At 45.0% G+C, this 19,249-nt stretch carries 16 protein-coding genes; 8 read left to right on the forward strand and 8 right to left on the reverse strand.

Features of this window, described 5'->3' with window-relative positions:
* The first annotated feature begins 161 nt into the window (after nt 1-161).
* Nucleotides 162-911, forward strand: a complete 750-nt coding sequence (locus GTH32_RS13775; protein WP_163086726.1) for an EAL domain-containing protein — start codon at nt 162-164, stop codon at nt 909-911.
* Nucleotides 912-926: 15 nt separating this feature from the next.
* Here GTH32_RS13775 and trmB read toward each other — a convergent pair whose 3' ends face one another.
* Genes trmB through GTH32_RS13790 form a run of 3 tightly spaced genes read right to left on the reverse strand, consistent with a single transcriptional unit; the run spans nt 927 to nt 3,349 of the window.
* Entirely contained in the window at nt 927-1,595 is a 669-nt protein-coding gene (gene trmB, locus GTH32_RS13780) for a tRNA (guanine(46)-N(7))-methyltransferase TrmB (protein WP_163086729.1), read from the reverse strand.
* Nucleotides 1,595-2,425, reverse strand: a complete 831-nt coding sequence (locus GTH32_RS13785) for an ABC transporter permease (protein WP_203565496.1) — start codon at nt 2,423-2,425, stop codon at nt 1,595-1,597. The genes trmB and GTH32_RS13785 overlap by 1 nt, the downstream gene beginning before the upstream one ends.
* Before the next feature lie 3 nt (nt 2,426-2,428).
* Nucleotides 2,429-3,349: an ABC transporter ATP-binding protein gene (locus tag GTH32_RS13790; RefSeq protein WP_163086731.1), complete on the reverse strand. Its 921-nt coding sequence runs from the start codon at nt 3,347-3,349 to the stop codon at nt 2,429-2,431.
* A 691-nt stretch (nt 3,350-4,040) separates the two neighbouring features.
* Between GTH32_RS13790 and pdsR the strand changes: the two genes are divergently transcribed.
* The 6 genes from pdsR to GTH32_RS13820 all read left to right on the forward strand — a co-directional run bounded on the left by pdsR (nt 4,041) and on the right by GTH32_RS13820 (nt 12,000).
* A complete protein-coding gene (gene pdsR / locus GTH32_RS13795) occupies nt 4,041-4,730 on the forward strand; it encodes a proteobacterial dedicated sortase system response regulator (protein ID WP_163086733.1) in 690 nt (229 codons plus the stop codon).
* Nucleotides 4,731-4,748: 18 nt separating this feature from the next.
* The gene (gene pdsS / locus GTH32_RS13800; RefSeq protein WP_163086735.1) at nt 4,749-6,920 is read left to right on the forward strand and encodes a proteobacterial dedicated sortase system histidine kinase; all 2,172 of its coding nucleotides are present in this window, start codon (nt 4,749-4,751) and stop codon (nt 6,918-6,920) included.
* Nucleotides 6,921-7,046: 126 nt separating this feature from the next.
* A complete protein-coding gene (locus tag GTH32_RS13805; protein WP_163086737.1) occupies nt 7,047-9,341 on the forward strand; it encodes a TonB-dependent receptor in 2,295 nt (764 codons plus the stop codon).
* 28 nt (nt 9,342-9,369) lie between these two features.
* On the forward strand, nt 9,370-10,050 hold the full coding sequence (locus GTH32_RS13810) for a Fe2+-dependent dioxygenase (RefSeq protein WP_163086739.1): 681 nt from the start codon (nt 9,370-9,372) through the stop codon (nt 10,048-10,050).
* Between the two features lie 84 nt (nt 10,051-10,134).
* Nucleotides 10,135-10,785 carry a methylamine utilization protein gene (locus GTH32_RS13815; RefSeq protein ID WP_163086740.1) on the forward strand — a complete coding sequence of 217 codons (651 nt, stop codon included), beginning with the start codon at nt 10,135-10,137 and terminating at the stop codon, nt 10,783-10,785.
* Nucleotides 10,786-10,788: 3 nt separating this feature from the next.
* Nucleotides 10,789-12,000, forward strand: coding sequence for a hypothetical protein (locus GTH32_RS13820; protein ID WP_343033437.1), 1,212 nt, complete (start codon nt 10,789-10,791; stop codon nt 11,998-12,000).
* Nucleotides 12,001-12,005: 5 nt separating this feature from the next.
* Here the strand turns inward: GTH32_RS13820 and GTH32_RS13825 are convergent, their stop codons facing one another.
* The 3 genes from GTH32_RS13825 to GTH32_RS13835 all read right to left on the reverse strand — a co-directional run bounded on the left by GTH32_RS13825 (nt 12,006) and on the right by GTH32_RS13835 (nt 16,261).
* Nucleotides 12,006-13,103: a CNNM domain-containing protein gene (locus tag GTH32_RS13825; RefSeq protein ID WP_163086754.1), complete on the reverse strand. Its 1,098-nt coding sequence runs from the start codon at nt 13,101-13,103 to the stop codon at nt 12,006-12,008.
* Nucleotides 13,104-13,217: 114 nt separating this feature from the next.
* Nucleotides 13,218-14,381, reverse strand: a complete 1,164-nt coding sequence (locus tag GTH32_RS13830) for an SO_0444 family Cu/Zn efflux transporter (RefSeq protein ID WP_163086757.1) — start codon at nt 14,379-14,381, stop codon at nt 13,218-13,220.
* Nucleotides 14,382-14,581: 200 nt separating this feature from the next.
* Nucleotides 14,582-16,261: a carbon starvation CstA family protein gene (locus GTH32_RS13835; RefSeq protein WP_163086760.1), complete on the reverse strand. Its 1,680-nt coding sequence runs from the start codon at nt 16,259-16,261 to the stop codon at nt 14,582-14,584.
* 307 nt (nt 16,262-16,568) lie between these two features.
* On the opposite strand from GTH32_RS13835, the gene GTH32_RS13840 reads away from it, so the two are divergent.
* On the forward strand, nt 16,569-17,087 hold the full coding sequence (locus tag GTH32_RS13840) for a hypothetical protein (protein ID WP_163086763.1): 519 nt from the start codon (nt 16,569-16,571) through the stop codon (nt 17,085-17,087).
* Nucleotides 17,088-17,206: 119 nt separating this feature from the next.
* Here the strand turns inward: GTH32_RS13840 and GTH32_RS13845 are convergent, their stop codons facing one another.
* Together GTH32_RS13845 and GTH32_RS13850 are read right to left on the reverse strand one after the other, a co-directional pair.
* A complete protein-coding gene (locus GTH32_RS13845) occupies nt 17,207-18,211 on the reverse strand; it encodes an alpha/beta hydrolase (protein WP_163086765.1) in 1,005 nt (334 codons plus the stop codon).
* 325 nt (nt 18,212-18,536) lie between these two features.
* Nucleotides 18,537-19,249, reverse strand: a 713-nt coding sequence (locus GTH32_RS13850; RefSeq protein WP_246223260.1) for an EF-Tu C-terminal domain-related protein, incomplete at its 5' end; no start/stop codon positions are given.

Here is a 19,249-nt window from a genome sequence, read left to right on the forward strand (position 1 = left end):
GTAAACCCTTGGTATTTACTCCCTCTATCGCACGAGGAATAAGGCCTTAACAGCAAAATATCCGCTATGAACGGGTTTTACTGGTAGTTGCAACTCTACTATTGCTTAGCGTCTGCTATATTTTAATTATGAATAATTACAAAAAACTAAGGTGATGGGCTATGCCGATAAGAGAAATAAGTAAAGGCTTTAGCATAAACAACGTAGTACCTTACTTTCAACCTATCATAGACTTAACCAGCCAACGGGTGTGGCGGTACGAATGTTTAGCCCGCTTTGTTGCTGGTGATGACAAAACCTTCTTACCCAGCGAATTTTTATACCTAGTAGAGCGCGAACACCATATGCAAGCTCTCACCGAAGCCATGTTTTGTCAATCTGCGCGTTATTTTCGCGACCTTAATATGCCTTGGAGTATTAACATTAGTCACAGTGACTTGGAAAACCCCCAGCTTGCTGGTGTGTTGTTGTCGCACCTTAATGATTATCCAAACCCAGAACGCATAAGCATAGAAATTAGCGCACTTAGTGCGCTGGCTTCCCCCCGTGCGTTTTCCCACTTTGTAGAGCAATGTATGCACGGTGGCATAGGCGTATTTATCGATAATGTAGGCGCAAAACCGGGTAACATCGTGCCTCTATTAAACTTACCTATTCGTGGGATAAAGCTGGCCGGCGGCTTATTGAAGCGCTACAACCACCGTTGCGATGCATTAGCCCCTTGGCGCGCTGACGATGACGCTACTCACGAGTATGTCGATAACATGATTGCCCAATGTCACCATCGAAGCATCAGCGTTGTTGCAGAGCACGTTGAAACCCCTCTTATGTTAGAGCAATTAGTTAATTTACCTATCCGCTATGCGCAAGGGTTTGTTTTTAGCCCTCCGCAGGCTTACACAAACCGGTAAGCAAAATAAGCTAAATTAGCCTTCTTCTGCTTCGCAAAGCAACTGCCAGCAAGTTTGCTGGCTAGCGCGGTACTTTCGTTCAAACGGGGTAATACTTTCAGCTGTGGAAATCTCAGTGAGACTACCCTGTAGCCCATAATGTTTCGCCGCTTGCGCAAACTCCATTAAATACACAAGCCAGTTACTGCGCACTTCTATATTTGGCGTAATTGCCATCAAATCGACCATAGCCGCGCTACCATGCCAACGCTTTTGTACCTGCGTTTTTTTAGGATACGGGTTTGGGTATAGCAAAAAATGTTTGTCTACCTGCCAGTTGCTTTGGTGCACCAAACGCCAAAAATCATTTACATCGGCGCGTATCACACGATAGTTGCCTGTGCCTGCACTGTAATGTTGGTGCTTGTCCACCCGCTGGGCTGATTTATCAAGGCCTATAACACGATGGTTAGGGTAGTTTTTCGCAATAGTGGCGGTACTCTCCCCCACTCCGCAACACGAATCTAAAATTATGCTATCAAAGGTACCATCTAACCAGTGGCATGCCTCATCGAAGGCAGCCTGGGTATGCGCCCCTATGGGACGCAAGTTTTCGCTGTTTTTATATTTAACCACCAATTCATCTAGCTTGTCGTGCACCCCTTGCTGATTGGTGGTAATGGCTCTTGAGTTCCCCATACTCATTAGCTACGAATTCCTTTGCCTGTCTTAAGTAAGTAGTACGCAATACTAAACAAAAGGATGTTAAAGCCCACTAAAAGCCCAAGTGACAAGCCTACGTGAACATCTGATGCACCTAAAAAACCATAACGGAAACCGTTTACCATATATACCACTGGGTTGGCTTTACTTACCCACTGCCAGAACTCTGGCAACAAGCTTAATGAATAGAATACGCCGCCTAGGTAAGTAAGAGGGGTTAACACGAAGGTAGGTACCACGCTGATATCATCAAATGTTTTGGCAAAAACCGCATTAATTAAGCCCGCTGTGGCAAACAAAGTAGCGGTGAGAATTAAGGTTATCGCGATAATACCCAAGCTAAAAATTTGAACGTCGACAAAAAATAGTGACACTAGGGTAACTATAATGCCGATAAGAATAGCGCGGGCCACACCCCCGCCCACATACCCAAGGATAATTACCGATGTAGGCACAGGTGATACTAATAGCTCTTCAATGTTGCGCTGAAACTTGGCGCTAAAGAAAGACGAAGACACATTGGCATATGAGTTTGTGATCACCGACATCATTATAAGGCCGGGCACGATAAACTCCATATAGGTAAAGCCACCCATTTCGCCGATGCGATTGCCAATTAAGCTTCCAAAGATCACAAAGTAGAGGCTCATGGTAATAGCGGGAGGCACCAGTGTTTGAATCCAGATGCGCAAAAAGCGCGTACACTCTTTTATCCAGATAGTAGTAAGCGCAACGTAATTTTGCTTAATCCACCCCACTTTATGATCAGCATTCAATGGGTTGTTCTCAACTGTATTGTTTTCGGTTTTCATTGCTTACCCCTGTGCCTTCGCCGATTCAACTAAGCGTACAAATAATTCTTCTAAGCGGTTAGATTTATTACGCATACTCATTACTTGTACATTTTGCTCTGATAGCTGGGTAAATACAGGGTTTAGCCCCTCTGTTTTCTCAACATCTACTTCTAAAGTGTGATCGTCAATTAAACGGTGTTCAAACCCCGTTAACGCGGGTGTACCTGAGGCAGCGTTAATATCCAACACGAAGGTTTCAATACTTAACTTTGACAGTAGTGACTTCATACTGGTGTTTTCAACAATAACGCCTTTATTAATTATGGCGATATTGCGACACAACATTTCTGCTTCTTCTAAGTAGTGAGTGGTTAGGATGATGGTGATCCCCCGACGATTGATCTCTTCTAAAAAGCCCCACATAGAACGGCGAATTTCTATATCAACCCCAGCAGTAGGCTCATCTAAAATCAATAATTTGGGTTCATGCATCAAAGCACGCGCTATCATCAGTCTGCGTTTCATACCACCAGAGAGCTCACGGGCTCGAGCATCTCGTTTTTCCCACAGATCGAGTTGCGCCAAATACTTTTGCGCGCGCTCTTTTGCCACTGAACGAGGAACCCCATAGTAACCCGCTTGGTTCAGTACAATCTGCATCACGGTTTCAAACTGATTGAAATTGAATTCTTGTGGTACTAAGCCAATACAGGCTTTCGCTTGTTCCATTTGACTATTCAAATCGAAACCGAATACCGATACCGTGCCTTCAGTTTGTTTAACCAGCGAACTAATGATGCCAATAGTGGTGGATTTTCCCGCACCATTAGGCCCAAGTAAGGCAAAAAAGTCGCCTTCTTCAACGGTTAAATCAACACCTTTAAGTGCCTGAACTCCGCCTTTATAGGTTTTCTTTAACCCTGATATATCTAACGCTTTCATGTTTAGCCTGTGAGTTGAGAGTGACTGCTAGTCTGCTTTGGTGTGGTTTGCAAAAGGTGCACTTAGCTGTGCGACGCGCAAAATATTAACACCGATAAAAAGTATGATAGGGCGACATACCGCCAATAATTTACCGTAAATAGTGCTGGCAAATGACAATATTTCAACCCCTTACCCTATGCACCCTTTGCGGTTTTCAGTAACAAAGCCGTTTACTGACATCAATTGTGATGAGTAGAGCAGGTTATTATGCCACATTTGTACCCTTCACGGTTTGAACCTTGGTGCTAACTTGCCGAGTATTTTACCTTATTTATCGATATTTTCTGTTTAGCAACCATGAAACTTAGTTAGCTCAGTGGTGGCCCCATATTGCGGCGACCGTGCGTTCGGACAAAAAGACATAAAAAAGCACTGTGCTTTGGTTGGGGGCAAAGCACAGTGCAAAGGGTAGTTGAACCCAAGAAGGTGTGTACTTAAAAGCATACTGTGTATTAAGTACACCTATAGTTAACCACCATGTTGAGTCTTTTTAGCGGTCACAAAATGGAAAAGTAATGAGGGTTAGTGGCAAATATGGCGGCAATATGGCTACTTTATGCTTTTTTCGCCGATGTCAGGCAATTGCCCTTTGTGCAAGGTATAGTACGCCTTATATTACTGCCACTTTGTTTAAAAAAGAGTTTCTGATATGCCAAAAACCATTGCGCTAGTGGAAGATGACGCCGCGATTAGGGAAAATTATATAGTAGCGTTGAAAGCTCAGGGTTATCAGGTGCAAGCCTATGAAGACCGCCCTACGGCCGCCGACGCCTTTAGTACTAGCTTGCCTGATTTAGCCATTATCGACATCGGCTTAAAAGACGAAATGGAAGGCGGTTTCGTACTCTGTCAGCAATTGCGCAGCTTGTCACAAACCTTACCTATTATATTTTTTACTGCTCGAGATAATGATGTAGATACCATCAGTGGTCTTCGTATGGGGGCCGACGATTATCTTACGAAAGACATAAGCATGGCACACCTTCTTGCTCGTATAGCCGCACTCTTTCGTCGCATAGATTTAATGGCCGCGCCGAATGCGCAAAAAGACGAATTAAAAATTGGTGAGCTTTGCGTTGATGTTTCCCGCATGACAGTGAAATGGCAAGGCCAGCCTGTGGCACTTACCGTGACAGAATTTTGGATGTTACATGCGTTAATTAAGCACCCTGGTCACGTAAAAAGTCGTCAGCAATTAATGGACGAATCTCGCATGGTGGTAGATGACACCACCATTACTTCTCATATTAAGCGCATGCGTAAAAAATTTGTACAACTGGATGGGCAGTTTGACCATATAGATACGGTTTACGGTATGGGCTACCGTTGGCAACTCTAGAATAAAAAGGGGCAAGCGGTGAGGTTTTCTATTCGTCTACAGCTGTTGGTATTGTCACTCTTTCTGTTTGCTATCCCTTATCTGGGTTATAAGTATGTATGGGAATTAGAGCAATACTTACGCATTGGACAAGAACAAACCATGATAGGTACGGCGCGCGCTGTAGCTACCGCTTTGCACGAACGTCCCGCCCTCTTTGATAGCCAATCGGCGTACCTAAAGAATGTGCGACCTGGTACCGATTTGTACGCACCGCCTATTCAATATCCTATTCAACTAGACGGCGAGCTAAACGACTGGCAACGCATTGACAACCTAATGGTGCACTATGGTAAAGATGAAATTGTAGAGCGATTTTCCTCCCCTATTTCAAACGATGAGGTAAGTTTATCGTTTAACCACATGGTAGGACGCTACGGACCGTTTTTGTACGCTATGTTTGAAGTTACTGATGATAAGCTGCTGTGGCGGCAGCCCGATAGCTTAAGCGTAGAACGCGGTGATCATTTACTGATTGGTGTCAAAAATGCCCAGGGCACCTTAGCCCGTTATGTGGTGGCCCCCTTTGAAAGCGGTTGGGTGAATGCATATAAGCTATCAAAAGACCCTACTACCTTTCGCGCCGTGGAAAATGCATTAAGTATTCAGGGGCGCTGGCAACAAACCGCTACAGGCTACAATATAGAACTGCGTTTTCCCTTTACTATGGCTTCAGATGGGCTGGGTTTCGCTATTGTTGATGTGGATGACACGCTGACCCGTAAAAAACGCTACGCCATTGGCACCGCCAACCCCGGTAATATCGACCAATTAGGTACCTTAGTAACACCCTCCCCCGAAATAGAACGTATTTTAGCTGGCTTAAAATATGCTGATTCACGGGTATGGGTGGTGGACAAACATAAGCGTGTGTTAGCTCGGGCGGGGGATATTCAGACGGCCTCTGGTATTACTGTGGCGAATACTAATGAGCGAGCTAACGGTCTATGGCACTGGATTGAAACAAACTGGCTGTTTCCGCTCTACTACTACATTCTTACTGAACCGCCCGCTGACTTTGTCGATGAATTACAAAACGCTTATGCGCTGGTGGGGCAAGATTTAGGCAAGGCGCTAAGTGGGCAGCCCGACTCATTGTGGCGATTAACACCCGATAACAAAGCGATTGTTTTGTCCGCGGCTTATCCTATTTTCATTGAGGGAGAGGTAATGGGCGCCGTGGTGGTTGAGCAAACCACCAATGGTATCCGCTCGTTAAGAAACAAAGCATTAGAACAGCTGTTTCACGTTATTTTAGCCGTAATGCTGCTTGGAACGGTGGGCTTGCTGTTATTTGCTAATCGTATTTCCGGCAGAATAAGAGCACTGCGCGATAGCACCGAACGAGTGATAGATAGCAATGGTAAAATAATTGGCGCCTTACCGGTAAACAATAATCGCGATGAAATTGGTGACTTATCTCGCGCTTTCTCTGATGTATTGCAACGTTTACAACAGTACAATTCTTATCTGGAAAACATGGCGGCGCGTTTATCTCATGAATTAAGAACGCCTATTGCAGTGGTTAAGTCCTCGCTAGATACCGTTTCTCAAGTAGAAGATAAAGAGCAACAAGCCATACTTATGCAGCGCGCACAATCTGGTATCAACCGCCTTAGTACCATTTTAAATAGCATGAGTGAGGCTACCCGGCTAGAACAAGCATTAGTTGATGAAGAGCGTGTCCCCTTTCAATTACAACATGTGGTAGAAGGATGTGTAGGCGGTTATCAACATGCCTATCCAAACCGCGAATTCTGCCTTACCAGCCATACTCAAAACAGTGCATTACTTGGCTCACCAGACCTAATTGCTCAGATGCTAGATAAAATAGTGGCCAATGCGGTAGATTTTAGTGCCCAAGGGGCCAAAATCCTACTCACCATCTCTCGTAAAGACAAAGACGTTTGTTTAACGGTATATAATCCCGGTCCTCTGTTGCCAGATGGGATGAAATCACAGCTAGTAAACTCAATGGTATCGGTGCGTGCGCAAACGGCCCAACAGGATACCCACACACCCCATTTAGGTTTAGGGCTGTTTATCGCCGACCTTATCGTTACTTTCCATCATGGCAAATTGCACATTAATAACGCCGCAGATGAAAGCGGTGTAGAAGTGACTGTCTCTTTTGCTCACAAGCATTCCTGATAAACATCTTTAAGAATTGCTTAACCCACTTTTTAATAATTATTTCTGATAATCATTCTCATTTGTATTTACATGGAAAGTTCAATTCTTTACACTGCATGCACACAACATACATAGGGATGCACAATGAAGAACAAAAACTTATCAATGGGCGCGTCGACCATCGCCGCGGCACTCGCCTTTGGACATAGCGTTGGTTATGCACAAGAGAATGAAGTTGAATGTAAAGAAAACACTGCCGCAGAGTGCGTGGAGCAAAGCGAAGAAGCTATTGAGCTCATTCGTATCCATGGTGTTCAGCAGTCTATCTATCGTTATAGCAAATCAGGCGATCCCCGCCGCCTAGCTGATCTTGTCGATACACCACAAACCATTAGCGTTCTTACCCAAGATCAAATTCAAGAAAGTGGTAAAACCGACCTTAAAGATATTCTTGCAGCGCAAGCTGGGGTTACTTTAGGTACCGGAGAGAATGGTAATGCTTTTGGTGATCGCTATATTATTCGCGGTCATGAAGCGCGCAGCGATGTTTTTGTTGATGGTCTTCGCGACCCAGGTATGACTACCCGTGAGAGCTTCGCTACCGAGCGTGTTGAAATTACTAAAGGGCCAAGTGCTACGTTTGCTGGCCGTGGCTCTTCTGGCGGCGCAGTAAACTCTATTACTAAAAAGGCCTCAACTAGCTATAACTTTGGCCGGGTTGATGCCGCAATCGGTACCGATGAGCATACACGCCTAACCTTAGATTTAAATAAAACCCTGACCGACAGCAGTGCAATTCGTCTTAACGGGCTAGTGGCTTCTGAAGATAAGCCAGGCCGTGAGGGTATTGAGCGAGATCGTGACGGCGTACAAGTTTCTTACGTGAATCAGCCTACTGATCGCTTGTCTTTCACCGGGGATATTTATTACCTAAACGCTGAAGACAAGCCCGACCTAGGTAGTTATTTTGACCGTGATGCAGGCTATCCTTTAGAAGATATCCCCGTTTACGCACAAGACGAAGACTTCATGAACTCAGAAGTGACTACGTTTACCTTGCGTACCGAGTATGACATTTCCGATAACCTGCGTTTTTACAACGCCACCCGTGTAGGTAAAACTGAAAACGAATACGTTACCACGGGTATGAGCGGCTCTACCCGTGATGACAGTGACCCATTCGCCCCAGGCGTGGATACGCTTCGCCTTAGTAACCACCAAGGCTGGCAAGATGTAGACTATGTAACTACTCAGTTTAACTTGTTTTGGGATACGGCTTTTGCTGGGTTCGATCATAGGTTTGTATTCGGCTTTGAATACACAGACGAATCTGTTGATAACGGCGTATTTAGTGTTGATTATGCCAACGAGTCGAACTGTCGTATTAGTGGTCGTCGTGGTGTAAGTGATAGCTATTGTATTATTGATGGTGAAGGCAACCTAGTAGATGATATCCAAAGCCTTATGGGTAAAGTTATTACCCGTGGCGATGCCGATGCGCTTTATGACATTGAAACCTACTCGCTCTACGCTATGGATACCTTCGAGTTAACCGAAACGCTAGATGTGTTTTTTGGCCTTCGTGTTGATAGCTATGATTACAGCAACCAGACATCAACAGAACTCTATGAATTCTCAGACGAATTGTACAATGGCCACTTAGGCTTAGTGTACGAAGTAAGCGAAAACGGTAATATTTATGCCTCTTATGCCACTGCGACCAATATCAACGGTGGTGAGTCAGACTTAGGCGCAAACTGTGGTTATGGCGGTTTATGTGGTACCCCTGAGCAAGCGGCACAGGCCGATCCTGAACAGGTAGAAAACATTGAACTAGGTACAAAGTGGCTATTGTTTAACGAGAAGCTAAGTGCCAATGCGGCTATTTTCCGTATTACTAAGAGCGACGTTCACGAAAGCGTAGGCGATGCATACTCTACATTAGGCACACTGAATACCGGCGAAAACCGCGTTGAAGGTATCGAGTTTGGTGTTAGTGGCGATGTGACAGATAAGTTTAGCGTTCAAGCATCAGCCGCTATCATGGATTCAGAAGTACTAGATTCTTATAGTGACGATAATATTGGCTTAGCATTAAGTAACTTCGCTGATAAGAGCTTCTATCTACAAATGCGCTATCAAGTTAATGAAAAATTCGCCTTTGGTGGTGATTATAGTTATCAATCTGAAATGTACGGCGGCCAACCTGATACCGCGGCAAGCTACGACGCCGACGCAGGACAGTACAGTATCCGCGTTCCAGATTATCAGGTAGTTAATTTGTTTGCTAACTACTATCACTCAGAATCATTGACGTTCCGTGTTAATATCGGCAACGCCCTTGATGAAGAGTATTGGACTGCAGCTTACCGTTCTGGTGCGTTCATGTATATTGGCGACGGTCGCAATATTACAGGAACCGTGAACTACCAGTTTTAATTAGCACGAATAAGAGATACGTTGAAATATGATCGTTATTGATAACCTACTTACCGCTGATGAAGTTCAACACTTTCGGCAGGTATTGGCTACTGTCCCTTTTAACGACGGTAAGAATACCGCCATGGGAATGGCTGCTGGGGTTAAAAATAACGGTCAGGCAGACGCACAAGATCAACAGGTAAAGCATTTAGCCAATGCACTACTTGCTAAGCTAGGAAACCACCCACAGGTGGTTTCGGCTGCCCTGCCTCAACGTATATTTCCTCCTTGTTTTAATCGCTACAGTGAAACGCAAACTTACGGGTATCATGTTGATGCAGCGATAATGCGCATTCCCAACACGGCCGACGTGTTAAGAAGTGATATGTCGATGACGGTATTTCTTAGCGACCCCACTACCTATGAAGGCGGCGAGCTGGTGATTCAAACGGGGTTTGGTGAACAAAGTATAAAGTGCGCTGAGGGAAGCGCTATTTTGTACCCCTCTTCTAGCCTGCATAAAGTGACGCCAGTAACTCAAGGCGAACGGATTGCTGCAATTACATGGATGCAGAGTATGGTGTCTGACCAACATATACGTGAAACCTTGTATCAGTTAGATCAGAGTATTCAATCGTTAATCAATAATACTAATGCGAACAGACAAGAACTGGATCGCCTCCATCATGTTTACCATAATCTTATTCGTCACTTTTCTGTGCTTTAACCCTTCCCAGTGAAAGAAAAATAAAACTTGTTAGGTCTACTATTGCGCTATAGGCTTTAATTGTCGCTTTTAATGAGTAGTCTAATGAAAAATTTTCCCTTATTACTTTGTTTGCTTACTGTTATCTACCTACCACTAAGCATGGCTAATGATTACGTAAATCTCGCTGTTACGATAACCGACGCGGATGGAAATAAGGTTGAAAATGGTGTGGTTATTTTTACCCCAACCTTTAACCTTGAAACGCCCCCGCCTTCCCCGTTAGAACCCGCCATAATGAATCAAATTAACAAGCAATTTGCCCCCCATGTACTGGTGGTTCACGCTGGCACCGAGGTATCGTTTCCAAACGCAGATAACCTATTTCATCACGTCTACTCCTTTTCCCCCGCTAAACAGTTCGAAGTAAAGCTGTACAAAGAGTTTACAGCGGAGCCTTTGTTGTTTGAGCAAGCCGGTATTGTGGATATTGGCTGTAACATTCATGATTGGATGCTAGGGTACATTGTTGTCGCCGATAGCCCGTTCTTTTTAAAAACCGATGCCGATGGAAACGCGCAGATAGACCTTGCTAAAGGCGAATACGAGGTACGTTTTTGGCACCCTAGCGCGGCAAAGGCTAAAGCCTTTGATAGCGATAGCATTGTTATTGATAGCGATAAATCGCTTTCACTTACCTTAGATAAAGTTGTACCCGCTAACGACAGTTTCGATGACGGTTTTGGTGATTACTAGCCTGTGGTGAAAAGTATAAAAGCCTTATTGCTAGGCATAGTATTGATAAGCAAAGGTGTGCTCGCAGACACGACGCTTTTAGTCAGATCAAGTGTAGTGACCCCGCGGGAGAATACGGGTTTCCAGCAAAATGGCGTGTCTCATCAGCGTTTTAGTGGTAACGGAATACAGCTATCACAGGCGGTTCTTACCAGTGATATTCAGCTCAGCAATAGTTGGCAACTCAGTGGCGTAGTGAATGGCTATGAGGATGGCGAGCAGCATCTGGGTATATCTCAACTGTTTGTTAAGTATCGACCATTAGTTGCACACAGCATTAAGCCTGAGGTAAAAATAGGTGCTTTTTATCCGGCCATTTCCGCTGAAAATACGGATATAGGGTGGTTAGCCCGTGATTTTATATCGAATTCGGCCATCAACAGTTGGATAGGCGAAGAACTTCGTATAGGCGGCGTAGAAGCAAGCCTACGACGCAATGGCCGTCAGCACCGAAGCGACTGGTCATGGAAGCTTATTGGTAGTGTGTTTAAAGGTAACGATAGCACAGGCACATTACTCTCTTGGCGTGGTTTTGCTTTGCACGATAGGCAGTCGTTATACAATGAAAGAATAAACTTCGCGCCCATACCCTGGGTGGTCGATGAAAGTGAACTGGCTGCCCCACCATGGACAGAACCCTTTAGGGAAATAGATAGCCGTTTAGGGTTTTACTTAGCTGCGCATTTGGCCTACCAAAGAAAATCCGAATTGCGTTATTACTATTATGACAACAGAGCAGACAATACCCAGCTTGATATAGATAGAATTTACGCGTGGCACACCAAGTTTCACTCGTTTACCCTTCGACATTTTATTTCACCAGCCCTGTCGGTCTATGGACAGGCACTTATCGGCGATACCTTGATGGGCGATTATGTAGTGTATAACGACTTTTATAGCGCCTATATCGCCGCCAGCTATCAGCGAGCGCAATCTCGCTTTTCCGCCCGTATAGACTGGTATCAGGTAATCGATAGAGATGAAATAAGTGAAGATCCCAACGATAGCCGGGGGGAGGCCTTTACCCTTAATTACACAAAGACGCTCTCTACGCACTTAAATGTATCGGCTGAATGGCAAATTAATCGGGGGCGACAAGCCAACCTTTTGTTCTTTCAAGATACGCAGGATTACAGCGAGCGGTTACTACAATTTGCAGTAACCTTCAGATATTAAACACATCAGGCTTTATCTTTTGATTCGTTATTGCCGCTATTGTCTAATGAGGCATCGGGTACATTTTTAAGCAACATACGTTCGCGGCGCTTAGTCATCATCTTTGCAAGGCGACGCATACTTACCGAGGCATCTTTTTCATCGACGATATCCACACCGAGCAAGCGCTCTAACAAATCTTCTAAGGTTAAAACGCCCTCAAGGCCGCCATATTCATCAACCACTAACAGCATATGTACGTGCTTATTGATAAAGTGCTCAAAAGTTACTGATAATGGCATGGTATTTAGTATGGTAACCATGTCTTTTGCGTATTCCGATAGAGGCTTATCCGTATTACCTCTTGCTTGTGCTACCAGCAAGTCTGAACGCATAACAAAACCGGTGATATTTTCCGAGTCATTGCGTTCGTAAACAGGGATACGCGAGTAGCCAATATCCGAATGCTTGTGAAAGAACGCTTCTACCGAAAGCTCCTCAGATACTGAAAAAAGCGCCGTTCTATGCGTAATAGCATCTTTCACTTTAAGCTCATGCAAGCTCAACAGGCTTTTTAGAAAGGCGGCTTCATGGCTGGCTAATTGTCCTTCTTCTCCCGATAACTCTGCCATTGCATGCAGCTCATTACGACTGAGGCCACGAAGCGGACTGTCTTCTTTAAAGCCACGAGTTAGTAAGGCCGACATTTTCACAAACGGTAATAAAATAATAGACAGGTATTTAAGGAAGTACGCTGTTGCTGGTGCTAGGGTACGCCAGTAGGTAGCCCCCAAAGTTTTGGGAATAATTTCAGAAAAAACCAATATTAACAGCGTTAAAACGGCGGATATAACACCTAGGTAGGCTTCGCCAAATACTGCTGCAGCCTGCGCGCCTGCACCCGCTGCCCCCATAGTGTGAGCAATAGTATTTAAGGTTAAAATAGCCGACAGCGGAGTATTGATATTATCAGTTTGCTTTCTAAGCAATGCACCACTTGGCTTTTTATCTTTTTCCAATACCGAAATGTATGCAGAAGACACACTTAGTATGACAGCCTCGGCAATGGAGCATAAAAAAGAAAAGCCCAGTGCGACAAAGACATAAACGATTAATAGAAGCATGTGTCCTTTCCGAAAGACGGATAGTTAACTCAAACCCCTATTATGCTGTCATGCGCCGCACTTACAAGGGAAGATGCTAACTTTTTCAGCGTTATTTCTCTTCAATTCAGTCGATTATTCGCTTGCACAGCAACTACTCGCTGGCTTTGCTTGCGTGGCGAAACGGGCCGAGAATTGTAAATAGTAAAGCCGAATAATCAGCCCAGCTAACACAATTGCGCACAGCGCGTATATTGCTTGCACGTTTGCACCGTGAGTATGTAACGCACTACCGGTTTGTATTAGGTGTTGTAGGCTGAACTGGCTAACCATCGCATTTAGCAAATAGCCAAACCCTACGCTCGCCGACACCACGGAAAATAAATAAAGCGCCAGGGTTTTCATACCCATCTCTTGCTTTATCATCCCCATGGTAGATACGTTTGTAGCAGGTCCTGCCATGAGAAAAACCAGCACCGCGCCCGGCGACAAACCGGCAGCCAGAAAACCTACCGCTAAAGGGGTGGACGCCGTTGCACAGATATACATAGGTATGCCAATAAACGCCATCACCAACATAGCCACTAAACCGTCGCCCCAGCGGGTTAGAAAGTCGGTGGGGACCCATGTTTGAATGGCGGCCGCCAAGGCAAGACCTATAAGTAACCACAACATTATATCTTCAAGTAATTGCCCCGATGCGTAACGAAGCACCTGGGTCACTTTGTTGGGTGCTTTTGCGGGCGCAGAATCGCTTTTATCAGCCGTAGTACTTGCACAGCAGGTATCTTCAACCACTACGGGCTCGCTACAACACGAGGTAGGCGCTTTGGCTTTTTGACTGCTGCAGCATGATGAAACCGGCTGTGAAGACGTCGCTACCCTTTCTGTATCAAACCAACGCACCATAAACCCGGCGTAGATGGCACTTACTACCGCCGCTATAGGGCGCACTATGGCAAATAGCGGCCCTAACAATGCATAAGAGACAGATACACTGTCAACGCCCGTTTCAGGCGTTGAAACTAAGAAGGATACGGTAGAAGGTTTAGATGCGCCGCTGCGCCTAAGGCCTAACGCGGCCGGAATAACGCCGCACGAACATAGCGGCAAAGGAGCGCCTATTACCGCAGCTTTAGTAATTGATGCAGACGAGTTGCTACCCATATGACGTTCTAAAAATGACACGGGCACCAATTCGTGCATGACGCCAGCCACGAGTAACCCCAGTAATAGCCAAGGGGCCGACTCTAGAAATAGACTCACAAAATTCTGAAGCAAAAGGATGATATCGGTCATAAAACCTCGGTAGCAAAATAAGAGACGCATTCCTCTTATACCGCTATTTTATCAAACATTCACCCCTACGGCGAAATGCCTAAGTTAAATCGCCACTATAGATTTTGTCTATTAAACACAAAAGCCAACCCGAAGGTTGGCTTTTCAAAGCAGCCGCCGTTCTTGCTTGAACGGCCATCAACTAATTAGCAAGGTCGATATTAGTCTTCTAGCTTGGTTTTACCCGCCCTGACTTTTGATACTACTGACCATGCTTCTAACATCACTAATACAGAGACGATAAGTACCACAGCATCTAGAAATACCAGCAGATAGTTACCTTCAATGTAGTACTCTTTTAACTTGATAATGCCAGCAAAGAACGCCATCACAAGCACGAAGCTCATGGGAATAAGCGTGTACTTTGCAGGGCGTCCTAGCTTAATTAACATGACTGAAATTACCAGTAAAGTTAAGCTAGCTAATATTTGGTTAGTAGAGCCAAACAACGGCCAGATGATCATGCCGCCACTACCTGACGAGCCGCCAGCACCGAAGGCAAGCAGCAAACAGCAAGCCACAGCAACTAGGGTTGCAATCAAACCGTTTCTAAGTGCCGATATTTTATAAATATCGCCCCACTCTTGAATAATATAGCGTTGTAAACGAACTCCAGAGTCCATAGTGGTACCGGCGAACAAGACAACCATTACGGCAAGGATAGTTGACGAGAAGCTTTCAGATAGTCCCCACCCTTGGTGTATTAACGCCGCGCCGCCTGAAATAAACGCGCTCACGCTTCCTGCACCTAAATGGCTATACACTTCGTGCCATTCTTCAGGTGACGCGGCAAAGGCCACGCCACTCACTGCAACAATAGTAATAAGAGCAAGTGAACCTTCGCCTACAGCACCAAGGTAACCCACAAAGCGTGCATCGCTTTCTTTATCTAGCTGTTTTGAACTCGTACCTGACGCTACGATACCGTGGAAACCTGACACAGCGCCGCATGCAATGGTGACAAATAGCAGCGGGATTAAGCTTGGCGAGTCTACCGCTGTTTGGGTGTTAAATGCGGGCGCGGTTATATCAGGTAATGCAAAGAAAACCGCACCGTACAGTAAAAACAAGCCCACGAGAAGTTGCATGCCGTTAATAAAGTCACGAGGCTGTAGCAACATCCAAACAGGAAGCAAAGACGCGATGGCAGCATAGATAAATAAGATGATGATCCAATTAGCTGTATCGGCAAGGCCAAACATAGTCTCAGGTAAGCTAATAGGAATATAGCTACCGGCATAAACAGACGCGTATAAGACAAAGATACCTACAATACATAATGGGATAAGACTAAAATTACGTTTTAGCAACTGGCCGATAATTAAGGCCACGGCAATCGCTGTCCAGGCAGGAAATACTGCATTGGGTTGCGACACGAAAGACTTAGCGATAACGACCCCAAACACCGCGTTAACCATAAGCAGCACAAGGAAGATAACGATCATAAATAGGGCCCGCGAGCGCTTACCTATTACGCCTTCTGACAAGGCCCCCATGGATTTACCTTTGTTACGTGCGCTTGCCCATAACGCGCCCATGTCGTGCACACCAGCGAAAAAGATAGTACCGAATACCACCCATAAAACCGCAGGTACCCATCCCCAGTACACCGCAATAGCAGGGCCTACTATAGGCGCAGCACCGGCTACCGAAGTGAAATGATGCCCCCAAAGCACAACCTTATTAGTGGGAACGAAATCCTTCCCATCTTCTTCAGTATGCGCAGGGGTTATAAATTTATCGTCTAATTTGAAGATTTTGGTGGCAATAAATTTAGAGTATACAAACCACCCCAGTATCATGCCGACGATACCAAGTAGCACTATAGCAATTGACTGCATTTTATTGTCCTAGTGTCGTGAGTGAATAACGTTAAAGCCATGTGAAGGACTATGGCCCGCCTTTTGCCGTTATTATTAACTTTAAGCTTACCAAAGAAAGTGTATTAAACCATTTTTTAACACTTTCGCGGCGAATATTAGACTAAAGTCTGCAGTCGCTCTAGCGTTTTTCACCTCGTCCTACCATCTGTCTTTGAACAGCAATGAAAGACACCAAAATTGCCCTTTTATCAATTTAAACTTTAAATAAGACACATTCTCGTTTATAAACACCTCACTTATTTTTTATTCTATTCAAAGAGAAGTAATGGCTTCACCAAAATTACATATGGCGTTTCGTAAATATCACCGTTGGCTAGGGTTCTTTTTAGCGGGAATTATGGCGGTTTATGCCATTAGCGGAATTCTACTTATCTTTCGCAAAACCGATTTCTTAAAATCTGAAACTGTTCAAATACAACAACTAGAAAAAGGGCTGAATAAAGCGCAGCTTAGTTCAACACTAAACATTAAAGGGAGCAAAGTGGTTGGCGAAACCGACACCGCCATTATGCTTAATGTGGGAGAGTATAATAAGAACACGGGCGCAACGCGCATTGTTCGAAAAAGCTACCCACTGGCGCTTGATAAAATGGTTAAATTACATAAGGCCACACATAATAGCCCGCTTTACTGGCTAAATATTTCATTTGGCGTAGGGCTACTATTTTTCGTTATTTCAGCCTTCATGATGTTTGTGCCTAAATTACCGGTATATAAAAACGGGTTAAAATTGGCGGGTATTGGCGCAATCGTTACCCTATTAGTAATCATGTTTGGCTCGTAGCGCGTAAGGTTACGCTAAGTAACCTCGCTATAGCTAAAAGGCGCTCTATTGGCAATTCCCTAGGGCGCTTTTTTGATCTATTTACTGTTCATGCTTTTACGTGTAAACAAAGTAAAAGGTTAGCGATAGTGAATAAAAAACTGCTCAAGCTCGCGATAAACAGCGAACGATTCTGGGGTTTCATAAGCGATTAAATAGTCGGCGTGTGACGCACCTTCAAATACTTCTAATTGCGTGACAACCCCAGCGTCTCGTAATTTTCTATTCACCCGTACCGTATCACTTAGAAACATGTCTCGGGTACCAGACACTAAGAGTGTGGGAGGAAGGCCCTCGAAATCGCCATACAAAGGGGATATAAGTGGGTTAGTAAGAGGTTCTTTGTCGGCATATAACGAGGCGGCAGCAGCCAAAGTAGCATCGTAGGACACCAACACCCTATCAATACCCTCGTTGGTAAATAACGTATCCCCCGTTTTCGTTAAGTCTGCCCACGGTGTACCTGTATAGATAGCAGCCGGCAAGGCAGTACCTGCACGTTTGAGTAACTGCATAAGTGATAGCACTAAGCCAGCACCCGCCGACGTACCACCAAGATAAATATGTTCGGCGCCAATGTCACAAAGCTGCGCCTTATACACAGTCGCGACATCATTTAGCGCCGCGGGAAACGGATGTTTCGGAGGCATACGATAGTCTACACTTATTACACGAATACCTAAGCGGTGGGCAATAAGCATACCTTCTTCAATACTCGGCAGCCCCGCAAAAAACACATAAGCACCGCCGTGAACATCAATATAAACGCAATCTTTAAAATGTTCTGATAAGCGTTTGGGGGTTATGAAGCGCACGGTAACACCATTAATTTTGGATTGCTCCACCGTTACGCCTAAACGCTTACGCATTTGCTTCACTTTCTTTTTTTGCCGCGCATTCGTGGTTTGGGCATAGTCACGCCATTGCTCTGCAGTTATTGGTACGCTCGCGTTGGCCTCTGAAATACTCATACTGGGAAATTGACGAATGGCTTCCCGCTGTTCACTACTCGCCCCTTTCGGCAAAGGCACTTCCTTACTAGGTAATAGCAAAGAATTGGAACTTGAGTATGCATTACTAGCCATAGACACCACACAAACGCAATAAAAAAGGAACGCTACAGGGATTATCCGGTTAGCAGCTAAAGATAGCAAATACAGGGCTACCTTACATCCCTCGCATTCTACCTTCTTATCTTTAGACTTTTCACTAGTTAACTGAACTTAACCGTAAGAAAGCCATGTAAACCTCGATGCAGCAGGGATGCTGCTGGAAAGCTGCTCATGCAACAGAAGGGATGGCTTCACGGCGTGTTCTAGATTGAAAAAGCGCCCCCCTCTATAAACCAGCAGGCATAAAAAAAGCGCACATAAGTGCGCTTTTTTTGGCCTGTGTGTTGCTAAGTCTAGATTAGTCTAGGATCTTAGATACAACACCAGCACCAACAGTACGGCCACCTTCACGGATAGCGAAGCGTAAACCTTCGTCCATCGCGATTGGTGCAATAAGCTCAACTACAAACTTAAGGTTGTCACCAGGCATTACCATTTCTACGCCTTCTGGAAGCTCTACAGCACCAGTTACGTCAGTTGTACGGAAGTAGAACTGTGGACGATAGCCTTTGAAGAATGGAGTATGACGACCACCTTCATCTTTAGACAATACGTATACTTCTGCTTCGAACTTAGTGTGCGGGTTGATTGAACCAGGCTTAGCTAGTACTTGACCACGTTCAACGTCTTCACGCTTAGTACCACGTAGAAGAACACCAACGTTCTCACCAGCACGGCCTTCGTCAAGAAGCTTACGGAACATTTCAACCCCAGTACAAGTCGTCTTAGTTGTATCTTTGATACCAACGATTTCTACTTCTTCACCAACCTTAACGATACCTTGCTCAACACGACCTGTTACAACAGTACCACGGCCTGAGATTGAGAATACATCTTCAATTGGAAGAATGAACGGCTTGTCGATTGCACGCTCTGGCTCTGGGATGTATGAATCTAGCGCTTCACCTAGTTCAACAATCTTCTTCTCCCACTCTGCATCGCCTTCAAGGGCTTTAAGAGCAGAACCTTGGATAACTGGAAGGTCATCGCCAGGGAATTCATATTCGCTAA

The sequence above is a fragment of the Alteromonas profundi genome (genome assembly GCF_010500865.1).
In the GTDB taxonomy this organism is placed as follows: Bacteria; Pseudomonadota; Gammaproteobacteria; order Enterobacterales; family Alteromonadaceae; genus Alteromonas; species Alteromonas profundi.